Genomic DNA, 18,202 nt, shown 5'->3' with positions numbered 1-18,202 from the left:
CCTGGGCGGCGGTCGTGCCCCGCACGCTAGAGAGAATCGGGGTGACACACAACACACTCCCGCGGGAGGCCCCGGGCCTGACGCACGGAGGCCCGATCACCTGCGTGACCGGGCCTCCGTCGTGGTAGCGGGGACAGGATTCGAACCTGCGACCTCTGGGTTATGAGCCCAGCGAGCTACCGAGCTGCTCCACCCCGCGTCGGTGATCCCCACAGTACACCTGCCGGGCACCGGAGTCACACCTGCCGGCCACCGGAGCTCCCGTCGGTCCCGCGACGCGCGCGACGCCACGCCCGCGACGACACTGTGACCAGCCGCTCGTCCCCTGGAGGTCCCCCGTGTCCCAACCGTCCGCCGGCCTGCGCAACGTCGATCTGCTGACCATCTACTGCAACGACCACCTGGCTGCCTCGACCGGGGGCATCGAGCTGGTCCGGCGGATGCTGGACGTGCACCGGGGGACGAAGTACGCACCCAGGCTCGAACAGCTGCTGGCCGAGCTGCATGAGGAGAAGGCCGCGCTGAGCGCCACCATGGACGCCCTCGGCCTCCCGATCCAGCGGCACAAGCAGGTGGCGCTGTGGATCGGCGAGAAGATCTCGCGGCTGAAGCTCAACGGCAGGCTGCTGAGCCGCTCCCCCCTGAGCGACCTGGTGGAGTTCGAGTTCCTCGCCTCCGCGGTCCGGGCCAAGCGCAGCGGCTTCGAGACCCTGCGGGAGGTGGCCGACGCCGACGACCGCCTCGACAAGGAACAGCTCGACGGGTTGGTCGAGCAGGCCAACCGGCAGCACGAGTGGGCCACCGTCGTCCGGCGCGAGGTCGCCGCGCGAATCTTCGGCGGGAACGACCACGCGTCGGACCGGGCGGCGGACTGACCCCTCCGGGTCCCGGCGGGCCCGGAACGTCCTCCGGAACGGGTTTGCCGCCCCCGCGGGTCGTGCACACCGGAGGAGGCCGATGTCGCCGCACCTCCCCGGTCGCGGCACCGCGTTCGTGCGGCCGGGCCGCGCCCGCGCCGCGACAACCACGGAAGGGGCTGCCGTGCGCGCAACGGGAGAAGCCGGGACCGGTCGGGTCGTCGTCGTGACCGGTGCGAGCGGGGGGATCGGGCGGGCCACCGCCGTCGCCTTCGCCCGCAGAGGGGACCGGGTAGCCCTGCTGGCCCGGGGCGAGACCGGCCTGGCCGGGGCAGCAGCGGACGTGCGGGCCGCCGGCGGCACCCCGCTGGTGATCCCGGTCGACGTCGCCGACGCGGCGGCCGTCGACGCGGCGGCGAGCCGGGTGGAGGAGGAGTTCGGGCCGATCGACGTCTGGTGCAACGTCGCCTTCAGCACCGTGTTCGCGCCCTTCGAGGAGATCACCGCCGAGGAGTGGGAGCGCGTCACCCAGGTCACCTACCTCGGGTTCGTGCACGGCACCATGTCGGCGCTGCGGCGGATGAAGCCCCGGGACCGCGGCGTGATCGTGCAGACCGGCTCCGCCCTGGCGTACCGGGGCATCCCCCTGCAGAGCGTCTACTGCGGGGCCAAGCACGCCATCAAGGGCTTCACCGAGTCCCTGCTGACCGAGCTCCGGCACGACGGCAGCAACGTGCACGTCACGATGGTCAACCTGCCCGGGGTGAACACCCCGCAGTTCGACTGGGTCCTCAACAAGCTCCCGGAACGGCCGCAGCCGGTGCCCCCGATCTACCCGGTGGACATGATGGCCGACGCGCTCGTGCACGCCAGCGAGCACCCGCGCCGCCGCGCGTGGTGGGTGGGCAACCCGACCGTCTGGACGATCCTCGGCAACAAGGTCTGGCCGCAGTTCCTCGACTGGTACCTCGCCCGGAACGGGTACGAGGGCCAGCAGCGGGGCGAGAAGGCCTCGTCCACCGACCCGGTCAACCTCTGGGAGCCGGCCGACGGGCCCGACGGCCGTGACTTCGGCGCCCGCGGCAGCTTCCGCCACCGCACCCGCGACCGGGATCCGCAGATCTGGGCCTCCCGTCACCACGGGACCCTCGCCGCAGCCGGCGCCGGGCTCCTGGCGACGGCGGTGGCCGCCTGGCGCCGCGATCGCTGACCAATGGCACGGCGGATCGAGGACTACGGGCTGATCGGTGACCTGCAGACCGCCGCCCTCGTGGGCCGCGACGGGTCGGTGGACTGGTTGTGCCTGCCCCGCTTCGACTCCCCCGCCTGCTTCGCCGCGCTGCTCGACGACGACGACGCGGGTCGCTGGCTGCTGGCACCCAGCGGGGCGGCCACCTGCACCGGACGCCGCTACCGCGGGGACTCGCTGGTGCTCGAGACGGAGTGGGAGACGCCCGACGGCTCGGTCGTCGTCATCGACTTCATGCCCGTGCGCGGCGAGTCCGCCGACGTCGTCCGGGTCGTGCAGGGGCGCTCGGGGGCGGGTGCGGATGCAGACCGACCTGCGGCCGCGCTTCGACTACGGCCAGCTCCGCCCGTGGATCTACACCGAGGGCGACGATCTCGTCGCCGTCGCCGTCGCCGGACCGGACGCGCTGTGGCTGCGCACCCCGATCCCCCTCGAGCAGCACGACGGCACGGCGCGGGCGGAGTTCTGGGTCGACGCCGGGGAGCGCGTGCCGTTCGTCCTCAGCCACGGTTCGTCCTACCGACCGCGTCCCCGGCCGCCGGAGCCCGAGGCGGCGCTCACCAACACCGAGACGTTCTGGGCCGACTGGATCGGCCGCTGCGACTACACCGGGCAGTGGGACGACGCGGTCCGCCGCTCGCTCATCACCCTCAAGGCGCTGACCTACGCCCCCACCGGTGGCATCGTCGCCGCAGCGACGACCTCCCTCCCCGAGAAGCTGGGCGGGGTGCGCAACTGGGACTACCGCTACACGTGGCTCCGGGACGCCACGTTCACCCTGCAGGCCCTGCTCGGCACCGGCTACGTGCACGAGGCACGGGCGTGGCGCGACTGGTTGCTGCGCGCGGTGGCCGGCGACCCTGCAGACCTCCGGATCATGTACGGCCTCGACGGCACCCGGCGGCTGCCGGAGCACGAGCTGCCCTGGCTCGCCGGCTACGAGGGCTCGGCGCCGGTACGGATCGGGAACGCCGCGGCCGACCAGTTCCAGCTCGACGTCTGGGGCGAGGTGCTCGACGGCCTGCACCTGGCCCGCGAGGCCGGCATGCCGCACAGCGCGGACGCGTGGTCCCTCCAGCGGGAGCTCCTGGACTACCTGGAGGGCGCGTGGCACGAGCCCGACAACGGCCTGTGGGAGGTGCGCGCCACGCGTCGGCACTTCGTGCACAGCAAGGTCATGGCCTGGGCCGGCGTCGACAGCGCGGTGCGGGCGGTCGAACAGCAGGGCCTCGACGGTCCGGTGGACCGCTGGCGGGCCCTGCGGGAGGAGATCCACGCCGACGTGTGCGCGAAGGGCTACGACGCCGAGCGCGGCACGTTCACCCAGTACTACGGCTCGCGGGGTCTGGACGCGGCCCTGCTGCTCATCCCGCGGTTCGGGTTCCTCGACTGGGACGACCCCCGGGTGACGGGCACCGTCGAGGCCGTCCGCCGCGAACTGGCCGAGGACGGCCTCCTGCTGCGGTACCGGCCGGAGGCCGAGGACACCGACGACGGGCTGCCCGGTCCCGAGGGCGCCTTCCTCGCCTGCAGCTTCTGGCTGGTCGACGCGCTGAACGGCACGGAACGCCGAACCGAGGCGACGGAGTTGTTCGAGCGGTTGCTCGGGCTGCGCAACGACGTGGGGTTGCTGAGCGAGGAGTACGACACCCGGCTCGGTCGTCAGCTCGGCAACGTGCCGCAGGCGTTCAGCCACGTCGGCCTGGTCAACGCCGCCCGTCACCTCAGCGGCACGCACCCGGCCGAGCAGCCCGGATCGGACCCGGCCGGCCGGCCGTGAGCCGGCTGGTCCCGTGGGAGTCGGGCCGTCCGGACCTCAGGACGGCGTGAGTCCGGCAGCAAGGTGTGACGGATGTGCGCAAGTCCCCAGCGGCGGTGCTGGCATCGTCGTGGGGCGGGAGGACGGCGCTTCTGCAGCTCGACCCAGCGGAGGTCGCGCGCTGCCGTGCGACCTGCGCACAGAACATCTCACCTTGCTGCCGAACTGAGGACGGCGTGAGTCCGGCAGCAAGGGGAGATTCGGGTGGGGATGTCCTCACTCTCGAGCGGCTCGGCGCCGGGGCTCTTGTCGTTGGGCGGCGTGCCGTCCGTAGGTGAGGTCGGTTCGCGGGGGAAGACCAATCCACCAGGCGACCCCGCCGACGAGAACGCCGATGGGCAGCCACCACACCTGGTCACGGCTGAGGTCCGGGTCGAACACCGCGTCACCGCCGCTTCGCAGGGACAACTCACTTCCGGCTGGGTGCCAGCGCTCGGTCTCCAGCTCGACCGTTCCGCTGTCAGTCGTCACCTCGCAGGTCGTGCGACTGCCCAGCCAACGGCCGTAGGCGTGCGGTTCGGTCTGGCAGGACAGCACCTCGGCGCTCACCGGCTGGCTGCGAAGCTGATGGGCCATCGACCAACCACCGGTACCGACACCGAGGGCTGCGACGGCCAGGGCGCAGAACCACATGCCGCGGTCCCACCAACGCCCGGGCCGCCGAGCGCCGGCCGCACGCCGTAGGACGTCCACTGCTTCCTCCTTCGCCACGCAGCCCGGCACCGCTGGACGGCACGAGGATGTGACATCTCGCTCCCGGGCTCGTGCACGACGCGCGGTCCGACCTTGCCGGGAGAGCTGCGCATCGCAGTTTCACGACGACAGCCAGGCCCGCCACTTCGCTGCCCACCAGCACCCGGCCGATGGCCGCTACGTCGGCGCCCCTCCCCGCACAGGGGTGATCAGGCGAGCAGCCTGGCCGCTGCCGCGCGGGCGGGGCAAGTTCTCCAGGAGCGGACTGCGGATTTCCCACCCATTTCACCCCTTGCTGCCGAACTCAGGACGGCGTGAGTTCGGCAGCAGGTGCCTCCGGGGTGCGCAGGAAAGGACACGTCTGGCCGCTCCGTCGGGCGTAGAGCCGCGTCACCGCGCGGCTCGACGCCCGACGGCTCGGCTCAACCCGCGTGCCGACAGGCTGCGGCAGGCCTCGGCCCGGCGAACTCGCACCTCGGAGGGGCGGGCCGTCATGCCGGGCGGGGCCCCTCCCACCCGGGAGTCACCTCGCTGCCGGACTCAGGACGGGGCGCCCGCTTCCACGGCGCTCGCGGCGGCGTCCCGTTCGGCCGCCCGGGTCCGCTGCGGCTCGACGGTGTACTTCGGGTCCTTCGCGCTGACCATGCCGGCGTCGAAGACGCCGAACCGGGTGAGCGCGGAGCCGGCCGCCAGGAGGGCTCCCCCGAGCACCGCCGGCAGCCGGCGTCGGCCGGAGGCCAGCGTCAGCGCCGTCCCCGCGACCGTGCAGGCCCGGGCCGTCTTCAGCAGCCGACCCGGGCGGCCGGCGCGGTAGGGCTCGCTGACCAGCCCGTGGCCGTGCTCCACCCGGTGCATCATCCCGAGCTCGATCGCGGCACCGGCCACCGCGACCTTCCGGGCGGGCCCCGCCTCCGCGACCGTGGTGCACGCCGTGGCGATGCCGCCCCCGGCGGCCATGGCCGAGCCGGCGAAGACCAACGGCAGCTCCCGGTGCGCCTCGTGCCACGAGGGCACCGCGGTGTCGGACAGCAGCGCCGCCGTATAGGTGGTCATCGGTCCGCCGAGCACGGCCGCCCCCACCCCGGTGAGCATCCGCAGACGCGGGAAGCGACCCAGCAGGTGGGCGCCGGCCGTGGCCGTGGCCAGGGCGCTGAACGGCGCCAGGATCCAGGACCCCACCGACAGCGGCGAGGTCGGCTTGAGCACCCGCAGCATGTAGAGGAACCGCGCCGGCCGGCCCAGGTCGTGGATGAGGAAGGCCACCGACGACAGCGCCCCGCCCCCGGCCGTCAGGTGCGCGACCCGTGCGAGGCCCGGCCGGCCGGTCAGCTCGGCCATCGTCCCCAGCAGCGCCGACGACCCGGCCGCCCCGCCGAGGAAGAGGTACAGGGGCACGTCCGGTGTCTTCCACACCGGCGGCTTGATCACCGGCCGCCCGTAGTAGGAGGTGAACTGCGCCTCCCCGGCCATCGACTCGCCGGGACGCGGCGGGCGGCCCCCAGCGCGACGCCGTCGCTCCCGGTCCTGGGCCGGTGGCCCGTCCGCCCGGCGCCAGCCCGCCCCGGGGACGCCGTCGGCCGCCGTCACCGGCGTCGCCCCACGAACGCCGACGCCACCAGGCCGACCACCATCGCCGCGCCCGCGGCGACGTGCCGCCACATCGACGGCAGGTCGCGGGTGGTCACCACCGGGTCCGGCGGGAGCCCGTAGACCTCCGGTTCGTCCAGGAGCAGGAAGAAGGCGCCCGCTCCCCCGACCCCGTCGTCCTCGTCGTGCCCGTACAGCCGGGCCCCCTCGACACCCTTGTCCTGCAGCGCCGCCAGCCGGGCGTCGGCCCGGGCCCGGAGCTCGTCCAGGTCGCCGAACTGGATCGACTCGGTCGGGCAGGCGCTCGCGCACGCGGGCTGGAGCCCGTCGGTGAGCCGGTCGTAGCAGAGGGTGCACTTGAACACCCGACCGTCGTCCTCCCGCTGGTCGATGACGCCGTAGGGGCAGGCGGGCACGCAGTAGCCGCAGCCGTTGCAGATGTCCTCCTGCACCACGACGCTGCCGAACTCGGTCCGGAACAGCGAGCCGGTCGGGCAGACGTCCAGGCAGGCGGCGTGCGTGCAGTGCTTGCAGACGTCGGAGCTCATCAGCCACCGGATCTCCCGGTCCGCCGACGGCGTCTGCTGCGGCGCGCTCTGCTCGGCCGTGGTCGCCGACGCCGGCACCCGGGGGTGGACGACGGGCGGGTCCTGCAGCGGCCGCTGACCGCCAACCGCGCCCGGCGCTCCCACCGTCGGCATCGGGAGGTCGACCGCGCGGCTCTGCTCGACGAACGCCACGTGCCGCCAGCTGTTGGCCCCGAGCATGCCGGTGTTGTCGTACGACGCCCCGGTCAGCCCGAGCTCCGCCCGGTTGCCCTCGGCGTCGTCCATCGGGAGCGTGTTCCACTCCTTGCACGCCACCTCGCACGCCTTGCAGCCGATGCACACCGACGTGTCGGTGAAGAAGCCGACCCGGGGCGGGTGGTCGTCGCCGTACCCGCGCTCGCCGGCGACGTCGGGGACCGGGCCGAACAACCGGTTCTGCGGGTCGTCCCCGGAGAAGGCGGTGCTCGCCGAACTGATCGTCGTCATGACCGCTCCTCGATCGGGGCTCGTCCGTTGGGGCCGAGCCGCCCACTGGCGACGCCGGCCCGGCGGCGGTGGTCCTCGACGAACTCGACCAGCGCCGGCCCCCGGGGCCGGCGGCCGGGCCGGATGTCGCAGGTGGCGACCTTGGACTCCTGGATGTGCACGTTCGGGTCCATCACCACGCCGAGCAGCTCGTTCGCCGAGTCGCCGGTGGTGATGCCGTTCTGGCCCCAGTGGTACGGGATGCCGATCTGGTGCACCTCGCGGCCGGCGACCCGCAGCGGGCGCATCCGCTCGGTGACGAGCACCCGTGCCTCGATGGCGTTGCGCGCGCTGACCAGCGTGGCCCAGCCCATGTGCTCCAGCCCGCGCTCGGCGGCCAGCTGGGGGCTGACCTCGCAGAAGAACTCGGGCTGCAGCTCGGCGAGGTACTCCAGGGTGCGGCTCATCCCGCCGGCGGTGTGGTGCTCGGTGAGCCGGTAGGTGGTGACGACGAACGGGAAGACCTCGTTCATCGCCGGGTTGGCCCGGTTCCACGCGCCCCTGATCTCCTTGCGCGCGGGGTTGGCCTGCCGCTCGTACAGCGGGTTGGGCACCGGTGACTCGGCCGGCTCGTAGTGGGTCGGCATCGGCCCGTCGGCCAGCCCGGCCGGCACGAACAGCCACGCCTTGCCATCGCCCTGCATGATGAACGGGTCCGTGCCGGCGAGCGCGTCCTCGGCGGTGGCTCCCTCGGGCGGGACGTAGTCGGGCCGCTTGGTGGCCTGGAAGTCCGGGACGTCCGGGCCGGTCCACTGCCCGGCGTCCTCGTCCCAGTAGACGTACTTCTTCCGCTCGCTCCACGGCCGGCCCTCCGGATCGGCCGAGGCACGGTTGTAGAGCACCCGGCGGTTCATCGGCCACGCCCAGCCCCACTCCGGCGCGACCATGTCCTGCTCGGTGTGCGGCTTCTTGCGGTTCGCCTGGTTGACCTCGTCGGCGAAGACCCCGGAGTAGATCCAGCAGCCGCAGCTGGTCGACCCGTCGTCCGCCAGCTCGGTGTACCCCGACACCGCCGTGCCGTCCGGCCCCGTCCCGCTGATCTCGCGGAGCACCGCGTGCGCGCTGGGCTCCTGCAGCGGACCGTGGGTCGGGTAGTCCCAGGTGAGATCGAGGATCGGCCGGTCCCGCGGGTCGGTGGAGCCGGCGAGCTTCTCGCGGATGATGCGGCCGAGGTGGAAGTAGAACCACAGGTCGCTGCGGCAGTCCCCCTGCGGCTCCACGGCCTGGGAGTGCCACTGCAGAAGCCGCTGGGTGTTGGTGAACGAGCCGTCCTTCTCCACGTGCGCCGCCGCGGGCAGGAAGAACACCTCGGTGGGGATCTGCTCGGTCACCAGCTCCCCGGTCTCGATCTCCGGGCCGTTCTCCCAGAACGTCGCCGACTCGATCAGCTGCAGGTCACGGACGACGAGCCACTCGAGGTTGGCCAGCCCGAGCCGGGACATCTTCCCGTTGGCGTTGCCGACGACCGGGTTCTCGCCGACGAGGAAGTAGCCGGGCACGGTGCCCTGGATCTGCTCGGCGATCGTCTGGTAGTTGCTGTGGTCACCGGTCAGCCGCGGCAGGTGGTCGAAGCAGAAGTCGTTCTCCGGCTGGGCGGCGTCGCCCCACCAGGCCTTCAGCAGGCTGACCGCGTACTTCCGCATGTTGCCCCAGTAGCCGACCGAGCCCGAGGCCTCGGCGACGAAGTCGTCCAGGTCACGGTCCTCGCGGGCGTGCGGCATCGGGATGTACCCGGGTAGCAGGTTGTAGAGCGTCGGGATGTCGGTCGACCCCTGGATGCTGGCGTGCCCGCGCAACGCCAGGATGCCGCCCCCGGGGCGCCCCATGTTGCCCAGCAGGGCCTGCAGCACGCTCGCGGCCCGGATGTACTGGACGCCGACGGTGTGCTGGGTCCAGCCGACCGAGTAGACGAAGGCGCTGGTGCGCTCGCGACCGGAGTTGCTCGTCAGCGCATCGGCGACCTTCCGGAAGACGGCCGGTTCGATGCCGCAGACCTCCTGGACCAGCTCCGGGGTGTAGCGCGCGTAGTGGCGCTTGAGCACCTGGTAGACGCACCGGGGGTGCTGGAGCGTCTCGTCGCGGCGGGGCTTGCCGCCGATAGGGACGCCACCGCTGCCCGACTTTTCCGAGCCGCCCTCCGCGTGCTCCTCCGCGTCGGCCGGCCGCGCTCCGGAGACGCCGGACGCGCCCGGTTTGGGCGCCTGGCGCTGGCCCGCCGCGGCGGTGACCTCCGTGCCCTCGTACTGCCACGACGTCTCCGCGTACTGCCCCTTCTCCGGGTCGTAGCCGGAGAACAGGCCGTCGAGGTCCTCGGTGTCCTGGAAGTCCTCCCGCAGGATGGCCGCCGCGTTGGTGTAGGCGACGACGTACTCGCGGAACTCCAGCTCGTTCTGCAGGACGTGGTTGATCAGCCCACCGAGGAAGGCGATGTCGCTGCCCGCCCGCAGCGGGACGTGCAGATCGGCGAGCGCGCTGGTGCGGGTGAACCGCGGGTCGACGTGGATGACCGTCGCGCCGCGCGCCTTGGCCTCCATCACCCACTGGAAGCCCACGGGGTGGGCCTCGGCCATGTTGGAGCCCTGGATGACGATGCAGTCGGAGTTGGCCAGATCCTGCTGCGGCATCGTCGCGCCGCCGCGACCGAACGTGGTCCCCAGACCGGGGACCGTGGAGGAGTGCTATATGCGCGCCTGGTTCTCGACCTGGACCGCGCCCAGGGCGGTGTAGAGCTTCTTCATGAGGTAGTTCTCCTCGTTGTCGAGGGTCGCCCCTCCGAGGCTCGCTATCCCCATCGTCCGGTTGACCCGCTTGCCGTCGACCTCGTCCTGCCAGGTCTCGCGGCGGGTCCTGATCACCCGGTCGGCGATCATGTCCATCGCGGTGTCGAGGTCGAGGTCCTCCCACTCCGTCCCGTACGGACGGCGGTAGCGGACCTTGGTCTGACGGGTCGTACTGGTGACCAGGTTCTTGCTGGCCGCCCCCTTGGGGCACAGCCGGCCGCGGCTGATCGGCGAGTCGGGGTCACCCTCGATCTGGGTGACCTTCTCGTCCTGGACGAACACCCGCTGGCTGCAGCCCACCGCGCAGTAGGGGCACACGCTCTGCACCACCCGGTCGGCGGTGGCCGTGCGGGGGGTCAGGGAGTTCGTGCGCTTGCTCCGGACGGCGTCGCCACGACCGAGCGGATCGTTCCCGGTGAGCTGCCGGACCACCGGCCAGGCGTCGAGCCAGGTCTTCATGCGCCCCTCCTGCAGAGCCCGCGCCGCCGGGAGGGGCGGACGGGTCGCCGGGCGTGCAGGCACGGTCTCGGTCGCACGCCTCGGCCCGTTCAGCTGCCGTATCCGACCCTAGCCATCCCCCGCGCTGCCTGCACGTCCGCGCGCTGCGCCGTGGTCGCCGGCTCGCCCGCACCGGGCTCGTCGCCCAGCATGGGGACGGTGAGCGGGAAGCCGGATGCCGTCGTCGTCGGTTCGGGGCCCAACGGCCTGGCCGCGGCCCTGCGGCTGGCCGCCGCGGGGCTGCGGGTGCAGGTCCTCGAGCGCGACGACCGGCCCGGAGGAGGCATCCGCTCCGCCGAGCTGACCCGGCCGGGCTTCCTCTCCGACATCTGCGCCTCGGTGCACCCCATGGCGGCCGCCGCTCCGTTCTTCCGCGAGTTCGACCTGCCGTCCCGCGGCGTGCGGCTCCTGCACCCGGAGGTCCCGTACGCCCACCCCCTCGACGAGGGCCGGGCCGCGGTCGCCCACCGGTCGCTGGAGCAGACGGCCGACGGGTTCGGGCCCGACGGCCCCGCCTACCGCCGGTTGCTCGGTCCGCTGGTCGACGCGGGCGACGACCTCGTGGACTTCTTCCTCGGCAGCGCGCTGCGCCGGTTCCCCACCCGGAGCCTCCCGGCGATGGCCTCGTTCGCCGTCAACGGCCTGCCCGACGTCCGCTGGCTGGCGCGCCGGTGGTTCCGCACCGAGGAGCCGAGCGCACTGCTCGCCGGGGCCGCCGCGCACGGGACGCTGGACCTCACCCGCGCGATCACCGGCGGGCTCGGCCTGCTGCAGGGGATGCTGGCTCACCACAGCGGCTGGCCGGTGGTCGAGGGCGGCTCGCAGCGGTTGGCCGACGCGATGGTCGTCGCCCTCCGGGAACAGGGAGGTGAGGTGGTCACCGGGCACGAGGTCACCGACCTGCGCGAGTTCGAGGGCGTCCCCGCGGTCCTGCTGGACACCACCCCGGAGGCCTTCGTCCGGCTGGCCGGCGACCGCGTCCACGAGGGGTACCGCCGCTGGGTCTCCCGGTACCGCCACGGCCCAGGCGTCTTCAAGATCGACTGGGCGCTGTCGGAACCGGTGCCCTGGACCCATGCCGACGTCCGCCGCGCCGGCACCGTGCACCTGTCGGGCACCCTCGACGAGACCGTTGCCGCCGAGTCCGCCCCCTCCTCGGGACGCGACACCGACCGGCCGTTCGTGATCGCCGTGCAGCCGACCGTGGCCGACCCGACGCGGGCACCGTCCGGGGGGCACGTGCTGTGGGCCTACGCGCACGTGCCGAACGGGTCCGACGTCGACATGACCGACCGGATCGAGGCGCAGGTGGAGCGGTTCGCCCCGGGGTTCCGCGACACGATCCTGGCCCGGCACACCATGCGCGCACCCGAGATGGAGGCGTACAACCCGAACTACGTCGGCGGGGAGATCTCCAACGGCGAGGCGTCCCTCCGGCAGATGCTCGCCCGCCCGGTGCCCCGGTGGAACACCTACAAGACGCCCGTGCCGGGCACCTACCTGGCCTCGTCGGCCACCCCACCGGGACCCGCCGTCCACGGCATGTGCGGGGACAACGCGGCACGGGTGGCGCTGCGGGAGGTCTTCGGCGTGCGCACCGGGCCCCCGTTGCGGCCCCCCGCGGCCCGACGTCCCGGTTCGCGCGCCCCGGGTTCGGACCCCGGGGGCCGCGGGTAGCGGACGTGGTGCCGCACCGGTCCACCCGCCACAGCGCGAGGAGCACCCATGAGCGAACCGACCCGGAGCAACTCCACCAGCGACCTGCTCCAGTCGTTGAGCACCGACCTCTCGGCCCTGGTCCGGCAGGAGCTGCAGCACGCCCAGGCCGAGCTGGCCGGCAAGGCCAAGCAGGCCGGTCGCGCCGGCGCACTCCTCGGCGCCGCCGGCGTCCTCGGCGCGATGTCCGTCGGCAGCGCGACGGCCCTCCTGCTGCGCGCCCTGGACCGCAGGGTGAGCCCAGCCACCTCCGCCGCGCTGGCGACCGGGCTCCTCGCCGGTGGCGCCGGCGCGCTCCTCGGGGGTGCGCTCGCGGAGCTGCGCCGTGCGTGGCCGCTGGTCCCGGACGAGACGGTGGAGAGCCTGCGCGACGACGTCCGCATCGCCTCAGCCCGCCGCCCGGCCGCGGGCTGAGGCACCGCGGCGCTCAGCGCCGCGCGGCGTCCAGAGCGGGGCGCGGCGACCGCGACCGGTCGGGCATCGGGGGCACCGCCGGTTGCGGCGCGTCGTCCGCGGGCGCGGACCGGACGAGGCGCAGGACGAGCACGACGGCGGCCAGCAGGTAGACCGGGGTGCCGGCGGCCCACAGGACGGCGCCGGCCACCTGCTGGTCGGCCACGGGGTCGAAGCCGTGGTCGGCGGCCCGCTCGACGTACACCCCGTACCAGGGGCTGGACGAGAGCATCATGACGCCACCGAGCACGGCCTCGCCGAACGCCGGCACGAGCACGGCGACCAGCCCCGCCACGAGCTGGCCGAGCCGTCGGCGCGGGACGCGCAGCACGCACCACCAGAAGACGACCCCCGCGGCGAGGAACGTCAGGTGCTCGGCGACGTGCACCGCCTCCGAGCGCACCGCCGCCTCGTAGGCCCCCGGCAGGTGCCAGAGGAGGACCACGGACAGGTAGCCGACGGCCACCCCGAGCACCACGGCGGGACGACGGGCACCCCGGGCCACCGCCGACCACGGGCGGGCGAGGACCTCGCGGGCCCGGGGCGGTAGCGCGGTGAGCACGCGCGGCACCGGATCGGCGAGCACGAGCAGCGGCGCGGCGACGATGGTCAGCAGCAGGTGCTGCGTCATGTGGGCGGTGAGGGAGTCCTCCGCCAGCCGCTCCAGCGGCGAGGCGAGGGCGGCGCCGAGCGCGGTCAGGCCGAGCAGCCAGGCCGCCCCCGGTCCGGCCGCCGCCCAGGGCGAGCGACGACGGGGCGCGGTCCAGGCCAGCAGGCAGGCGTAGCCGAGCGCGGCCAGCCCGAGGAAGGCGATCGTCGCGTAGGACCAGTCGCCGCCCCCGCCGAGCGGGTGGGCCAGCGTGCTGCCGGGGACGGGGACGCCGCTCACCGCGCCGGCTCCCCGGCCACCACGTCGAGGACCGTGTGCATGCCCGCGGCGTGGTGGCCGGTCACGGTGCACCACAGCCCGACGCGCTCGTCCGCCGCCACCGGGAAGGTGAGCTCGTGCGCCTCGCCCGGGTCGAGCACCGGGGTGACGGCACGTTGGTCGCCGTCGACGCGGACGGCGAGGTCGTGCGGCGCCGCTCCCGCGTTGGTCACCACGAGCCGGATCTCCCCCGGGAGCAGCGGACGCCCCTCGGTCACGATCTCCCACTCGGTCAGCCCGACGCGCTGGTCGGCGGCCGGCGGCGCGGGTGCCGCCGGTGCCGTGGACGAGGCCCCGGCCGCGCACCCGCTGAGGAGGACCGCGAGCCCGAGCGGCACCAGCCGCCGGTGCGCCCGGCGCCCGGTCACGGGTCCTCCAGCAGGGCGCGGACCGCGTCGGCGGCCGGGTGGTCGGGGGCCAGCTCCAGGAACCGCCGCAGCGTGGCGGCCGCCGCGTCGTCGGCGAGCGCGTGCTGCGCGGACCCCAGCAGGAGCAGCGCCTCCGGGTGCTCGGGGTGCTCGGCCAGCACGGTCTCCACCACGGGGCGGGCCTCGCCGGGCCGATCGTCGCGGAGCAGGGCGAACGCCAGCGAGAGCGCCACCGCCGGGTCGCCCGGCCGCTCCTCGAGCACCGCCCGGTAGCCGGTCGCCGCCTCGGCGAAGTGCCCGGCGTCGTCCAGCTCCCGCGCCTGCCGCAGCAGCTCGTCGGCGGGGTCGGCGCCGACCGCGCCCGGGGCGCTCACCGGTGCGGATCCCTCTTCGGCGGCGTCGGCGGCGGCGGGCGCCGCGGCGCGGGGGACGGCGACCAGGGCGACGGCGCCGGCCGCGGCCACGGCGACCACCGGGACGACGACCGCCGGTCGCGGCAGCCATGTCCGCCGCACCCGGACCGGCCTCTCCTCCGGAGCCGGGGCGCCGCCCTCACCGAGGTCGTCGGGGACCGGCTCCCGCCGGGGGGCCGACAGCCGCAGGATCTCGGCCAGCAGCTCGTCCTCCGCGGCGCGCGCCTGCGCGGTCGTCCGCGGCCCGGACCGGACGTCGTCCAGCAGCTGCAGGGCCGCCTCCAGGCGCTCGTCGTCGCCCGACCCGGTCAGCCGGTCCGGCCGCGCGGCGGCCGCAGCCACGGCGGCCTCGGCCGCCGTGCGGTCGGCGTCGGTCAACGTGGTCCGGCTGCCCGGCCGCCGGCGGGAGACCAGGACGCCGACCGCGACCACCCCGCCCGCCAGGGCCACCCCCGGCAGGACGACCAGCGCCCAGCCCACCCCCTCCCGGGGCGGGTCGAGCAGGATCCACTCGCCGTAGCGCCCCACGAACCAGGCGCGGATCTCCTCGGGGCTCTCGCCCGCCGCCACCTGCTCGGCGATGACCGCCCGCATCCCCCGGGCCGCCGGCGCCGCCGAGTCCGCCGCGGACTCGCCCGCACAGGTGGGGCACCGCAGCCCGGCCGCGATCTCCCGCGCGGTCGCCGCCGGATCGGGCTGCGTGACCGGCTCCTGGCGCCACCACAGCGCGGCGACGAGGGCGAGCACCGCGAGCACGACGGCCAGGACCCGCGCCCGGCCGCTCACCCCGCCTCCAGCCGCGGCAGCACCTCGTCCGCCAGCCACGCGGCGGAGACCGCGCCCACCCGGCGGGCGACGACCGTGCCGTCCCGGTCGACGACGAAGGTCTCGGGCACACCCGTCGTCCCCCACTCCACGGCCAGCCGGCCGTCGGCGTCGGCCACGCTCGGGAACGGGGTCCCGCCGACGCCCGCGAGGAACTCGCGGGCGGCGTCGTCGTCGTCGTTCACGTCGATGCCGACGACCCGCAGCCCCTGCGGCCCCCACTGCCGCGCCGTCTCGACCAGCAACGGCATCTCCTCCCGGCACGGCGCGCACCACGAAGCCCAGACGTTCACGAGCACCACCGAACCGCGCAGGTCCGCGAGGTCGACGTGCCCACCGTCCAGGGTGGCACCCGCCAGGGCCGGGGCCGGGCTCCCCACGATCGCCGTGGAGGGGGCCCCCTCGGGCCGGTCCAGCGCGAGCGCGAGTGGCACGGTCAGCACCAGACTCACGAGCAGGGCGGGGACCAGCATCAGCCACCGCCGCCGGCCACTCACCGCTCCCCCGACGACAGGCTCGTCGCGGGTTCCTCCGACGCCTGCTGCCCCCGCCGGACGCGGCGGGCGGGCCAGCCGGCCACCGCGGCCCCCAGCGCCATCACCCCGCCGGCGATCCAGAGCCAGGAGACCAGCGGGTTCACCGCGATCCGGACCAACGCCCACCCGCCGTCCGGGTCGACCTCGGTGACGGTCAGGTAGACGTCACCGGCGAGCGTGGACCGGACCGCCGGCGAGGCCACCGTGATGGAGTGCGCGGGGAACGTCCGCAGCTCGGGCGCGGCCGCGCCCCTCGCCCGGCCGGCCTCCTCCAGCTCCAGCCGCGCGACCACGCGCATCTCCTGCGCCGTCCGCTCGCGTTCCACCGATTCCAGCCGCGCCGTCCAGCCCGCCGCGCTCACCGCGTCCCCCACCGCGACGCGCTGCTCCGTCGCCGTCGCGAAGGAGGAGGACGCCGCCACGGCGACGGCGGCCAGCGCCACCCCGACGTGCACGACCAGCCCGCCGTACAACCGGCGCCGGCGGCGGCCGGCCTCCAGCAGCGCCCGCGGCCACGACCGGCCGGTGGCCCGCCGGACGACGCGCGTCCCCTGGCCGACCAGCTGCACCGACGTGGCCAGGACGAGGGCGGCCAGGCCGAACGCGGTCAGCGCCGCGGCGCCGGAGACGCCCAGCACCACCAGCAGCGCGACCAGCCCGACGGCGACGGCGACCGGCACCGCCACCCGGCGGGCGAGCGCCGGCACCGAGTCGCTCCCCCACGACACCAGCGGACCCAGCGCCATCAGCAGCAGCACGACGAGCGCGACCGGCACCGCCATCTGGTTGTAGTAGGGCGGGCCCACCGACACCTGGCGGCCGTCGGCCAGCTGGGCGAACACCGGGAAGAGGGTGCCCAGCAGGACGGTGAAGGCCAGCCCGACCAGCAGCACGTTGTTCCCGAGGAACACCGTCTCCCGGGAGAGCCGGGCGGACAGGGTCCCGTCGGGCCCGAGCCGGTCGGCCCGCCACACCAGCAGCACCGCGACGACGACCAGCACGACGGCGACGAACCCCAGGAGCAGCGCACCCAGCGACGACCGGCTGAAGGCGTGGACGCTGTCGACGATGCCGCTGCGGGTCAGGAACGTGCCGACCAGCACGAGCACGAAGGAGGCGACGGCCAGGCAGACGTTCCACACCCGCAGGGTCGCCCGCCGCTCCTGCACCATGGCGGAGTGCAGCAGCGCCGTGGCCGTCAGCCACGGCAGCAGGGAGGCGTTCTCCACCGGGTCCCACGCCCAGTAGCCGCCCCAGCCCAGCACCGCGTAGGACCACCAGGCGCCGAGCACGATCCCCAGCGTCAGGAAGGTCCAGGACACGAGGGTCCACCGGCGGACGGCCAGCAGCCAGCCGCGCCCGGTGTCCCCGGTGGCGAGGGCCGCGACCGCGTAGGCGAAGGGGACCGCGAGTCCGACGTACCCCAGGTACAGCAGCGGGGGGTGCGCCCCCATGAGCGGGTTGTCCTGCAGCAGCGGGTTCGGGCCCGGGCCGTCGGTGGGCGCCGGGGAGACCCGCTCGAACGCGTTGCCCCCGAACAGCGCGAGCGCGAAGAAGAAGGCGGCGACGACCGACAGCGTCACCAGCACCCAGGGGTGGTGCCGGGCGGCCCGCGCGTCCGGGCGGCGGGCGACCGCGGCGGCGTAACCGGCGAGCACCACCAGCCAGAGCAGCAGCGACCCCTCCAGGGCGGACCAGAGGCTGGTCACCGTGTAGTACAGCGGCACGGCGCGACCGCCGTTCTCCGCCACGTACCGCACGCCGAAGTCGTGGGTGAGCAGCGCCCACTCGAGCACGGCGGCGGCCGCCAGCGCCGTCCCGAGGACGGCATAGGTCAGCCGCCGCGCCGATCCGGCCGGCGCGCGGCCCGTCGCGACGCCCACCCAGGCCGCCACGGACGTGAGCGCGAGGACGAGTCCCGAGGCCAGCGAGGCGGTCCCGAGCAGCGCCGTCACCCGCTCTCCCCGATCGGCTGGTACTCGTTGGAGTGCTTGACCAGGACCAGGTCGCCCACGAAGACGCCGTCCGCGCGCAGCCACCCCTCGACGACCGCGCCCTGCCCCTCGGCGAACACTGCCGGCAGGGCCCCGGAGTAGACGACGGGAAGGGTCCCGACGCCGTCGGTGACGGTGAACCGGGCCTCCGCGCCGACGCGCTCCAGGGAGCCGGCCTGCACCAGGCCCCCGAGGCGCAGCCGCTCGTCCTCCCCCGGCTGCTCCGCGACGACCTCCGTCGGCGTCCGGTAGTAGACGAGGGTGTCGGCGAGCCCGCTGACCCCCAGCAGCGCGAGCGCGCCGGAGACCGCCCCGACCACCACCAGCAGCCGGAGCGACAGGGTGCGCCGCCGCGCGGTGGACCGGCTCACCGGTCACCCCGCCCCGGCCGGGTGGCCCACAGGTACCCGGCC

General features: G+C 74.6%; 14 protein-coding genes, 1 tRNA gene and 2 pseudogenes. 6 read left to right on the top strand and 11 right to left on the bottom strand.

Features of this window, described 5'->3' with window-relative positions:
- Positions 1-122: 122 nt before the first annotated feature.
- Positions 123-199: transfer RNA gene (locus ACI8AG_RS11560), tRNA-Met, on the bottom strand.
- A gap of 139 nt (positions 200-338) precedes the next feature.
- On the opposite strand from ACI8AG_RS11560, the gene ACI8AG_RS11555 reads away from it, so the two are divergent.
- From ACI8AG_RS11555 to ACI8AG_RS11540, 4 genes and pseudogenes are all read left to right on the top strand, one after another.
- Positions 339-875, top strand: coding sequence for a hypothetical protein (locus tag ACI8AG_RS11555; RefSeq protein ID WP_456597150.1), 537 nt, complete (start codon positions 339-341; stop codon positions 873-875).
- A 118-nt stretch (positions 876-993) separates the two neighbouring features.
- Positions 994-2,067 carry an SDR family oxidoreductase gene (locus ACI8AG_RS11550; RefSeq protein ID WP_456597180.1) on the top strand — a complete coding sequence of 358 codons (1,074 nt, stop codon included), beginning with the start codon at positions 994-996 and terminating at the stop codon, positions 2,065-2,067.
- 3 nt (positions 2,068-2,070) lie between these two features.
- Positions 2,071-2,340: pseudogene (locus tag ACI8AG_RS11545) on the top strand (trehalase-like domain-containing protein); the annotation flags it as partial.
- A 67-nt stretch (positions 2,341-2,407) separates the two neighbouring features.
- Positions 2,408-3,886, top strand: a complete 1,479-nt coding sequence (locus tag ACI8AG_RS11540; RefSeq protein ID WP_456597149.1) for a glycoside hydrolase family 15 protein — start codon at positions 2,408-2,410, stop codon at positions 3,884-3,886.
- 255 nt (positions 3,887-4,141) lie between these two features.
- Here the strand turns inward: ACI8AG_RS11540 and ACI8AG_RS11535 are convergent, their stop codons facing one another.
- The 4 genes and pseudogenes from ACI8AG_RS11535 to fdh form a co-directional block, all read right to left on the bottom strand.
- On the bottom strand, positions 4,142-4,636 hold the full coding sequence (locus ACI8AG_RS11535) for a hypothetical protein (RefSeq protein WP_456597148.1): 495 nt from the start codon (positions 4,634-4,636) through the stop codon (positions 4,142-4,144).
- Positions 4,637-5,158: 522 nt separating this feature from the next.
- Positions 5,159-6,088, bottom strand: coding sequence for an NrfD/PsrC family molybdoenzyme membrane anchor subunit (gene nrfD / locus ACI8AG_RS11530; RefSeq protein ID WP_456597147.1), 930 nt, complete (start codon positions 6,086-6,088; stop codon positions 5,159-5,161).
- A 113-nt stretch (positions 6,089-6,201) separates the two neighbouring features.
- The gene (locus ACI8AG_RS11525) at positions 6,202-7,239 is read right to left on the bottom strand and encodes a 4Fe-4S dicluster domain-containing protein (protein ID WP_456597146.1); all 1,038 of its coding nucleotides are present in this window, start codon (positions 7,237-7,239) and stop codon (positions 6,202-6,204) included.
- A pseudogene (gene fdh / locus ACI8AG_RS11520) lies at positions 7,236-10,517 on the bottom strand (formate dehydrogenase). Before fdh ends, ACI8AG_RS11525 begins: the two are co-directional and overlap by 4 nt.
- Before the next feature lie 189 nt (positions 10,518-10,706).
- On the opposite strand from fdh, the gene ACI8AG_RS11515 reads away from it, so the two are divergent.
- Together ACI8AG_RS11515 and ACI8AG_RS11510 are read left to right on the top strand one after the other, a co-directional pair.
- Positions 10,707-12,233, top strand: a complete 1,527-nt coding sequence (locus tag ACI8AG_RS11515; protein ID WP_456597145.1) for a phytoene desaturase family protein — start codon at positions 10,707-10,709, stop codon at positions 12,231-12,233.
- 48 nt (positions 12,234-12,281) lie between these two features.
- Positions 12,282-12,686 (top strand): phage holin family protein, encoded by a 405-nt coding sequence (locus tag ACI8AG_RS11510; protein WP_456589305.1) that lies wholly within the window; start codon positions 12,282-12,284, stop codon positions 12,684-12,686.
- Positions 12,687-12,699: 13 nt separating this feature from the next.
- On the opposite strand, the gene ACI8AG_RS11505 is transcribed toward ACI8AG_RS11510, so the two are convergent.
- Genes ACI8AG_RS11505 through ACI8AG_RS11480 form a run of 6 tightly spaced genes read right to left on the bottom strand, consistent with a single transcriptional unit; the run spans position 12,700 to position 18,160 of the window.
- Positions 12,700-13,614, bottom strand: a complete 915-nt coding sequence (locus ACI8AG_RS11505; protein WP_456597144.1) for a cytochrome c oxidase assembly protein — start codon at positions 13,612-13,614, stop codon at positions 12,700-12,702.
- Positions 13,611-14,021, bottom strand: coding sequence for a hypothetical protein (locus ACI8AG_RS11500; protein ID WP_456597143.1), 411 nt, complete (start codon positions 14,019-14,021; stop codon positions 13,611-13,613). Before ACI8AG_RS11500 ends, ACI8AG_RS11505 begins: the two co-directional genes overlap by 4 nt.
- Positions 14,018-15,220, bottom strand: coding sequence for a cytochrome c-type biogenesis protein CcmH (locus tag ACI8AG_RS11495; protein ID WP_456597142.1), 1,203 nt, complete (start codon positions 15,218-15,220; stop codon positions 14,018-14,020). Before ACI8AG_RS11495 ends, ACI8AG_RS11500 begins: the two co-directional genes overlap by 4 nt.
- The gene (locus ACI8AG_RS11490) at positions 15,217-15,732 is read right to left on the bottom strand and encodes a TlpA family protein disulfide reductase (RefSeq protein ID WP_456597141.1); all 516 of its coding nucleotides are present in this window, start codon (positions 15,730-15,732) and stop codon (positions 15,217-15,219) included. Before ACI8AG_RS11490 ends, ACI8AG_RS11495 begins: the two co-directional genes overlap by 4 nt.
- A 20-nt stretch (positions 15,733-15,752) precedes the next feature.
- Positions 15,753-17,750, bottom strand: coding sequence for a heme lyase CcmF/NrfE family subunit (locus ACI8AG_RS11485; protein ID WP_456597140.1), 1,998 nt, complete (start codon positions 17,748-17,750; stop codon positions 15,753-15,755).
- Positions 17,747-18,160 (bottom strand): cytochrome c maturation protein CcmE, encoded by a 414-nt coding sequence (locus ACI8AG_RS11480; protein WP_456597139.1) that lies wholly within the window; start codon positions 18,158-18,160, stop codon positions 17,747-17,749. Before ACI8AG_RS11480 ends, ACI8AG_RS11485 begins: the two co-directional genes overlap by 4 nt.
- Positions 18,161-18,202 lie beyond the last annotated feature (42 nt).

It is taken from the genome of Blastococcus sp. SYSU DS0552, assembly GCF_054050815.1.
The sequence above is the reverse complement of the archived record's forward strand: the minus strand, read 5'-3'. Positions and strand labels throughout refer to the sequence as shown.

Coding starts and splice junctions, on each gene's coding strand:
- ACI8AG_RS11525 (WP_456597146.1), bottom strand. CDS start 7,239: ATGACGACGATCAGTTCGGCGAGCACCGCCTTCTCCGGGGACGACCCG.
- ACI8AG_RS11490 (WP_456597141.1), bottom strand. CDS start 15,732: ATGCTGGTCCCCGCCCTGCTCGTGAGTCTGGTGCTGACCGTGCCACTC.
- ACI8AG_RS11540 (WP_456597149.1), top strand. CDS start 2,408: ATGCAGACCGACCTGCGGCCGCGCTTCGACTACGGCCAGCTCCGCCCG.
- ACI8AG_RS11510 (WP_456589305.1), top strand. CDS start 12,282: ATGAGCGAACCGACCCGGAGCAACTCCACCAGCGACCTGCTCCAGTCG.
- nrfD (WP_456597147.1), bottom strand. CDS start 6,088: ATGGCCGGGGAGGCGCAGTTCACCTCCTACTACGGGCGGCCGGTGATC.
- ACI8AG_RS11515 (WP_456597145.1), top strand. CDS start 10,707: ATGGGGACGGTGAGCGGGAAGCCGGATGCCGTCGTCGTCGGTTCGGGG.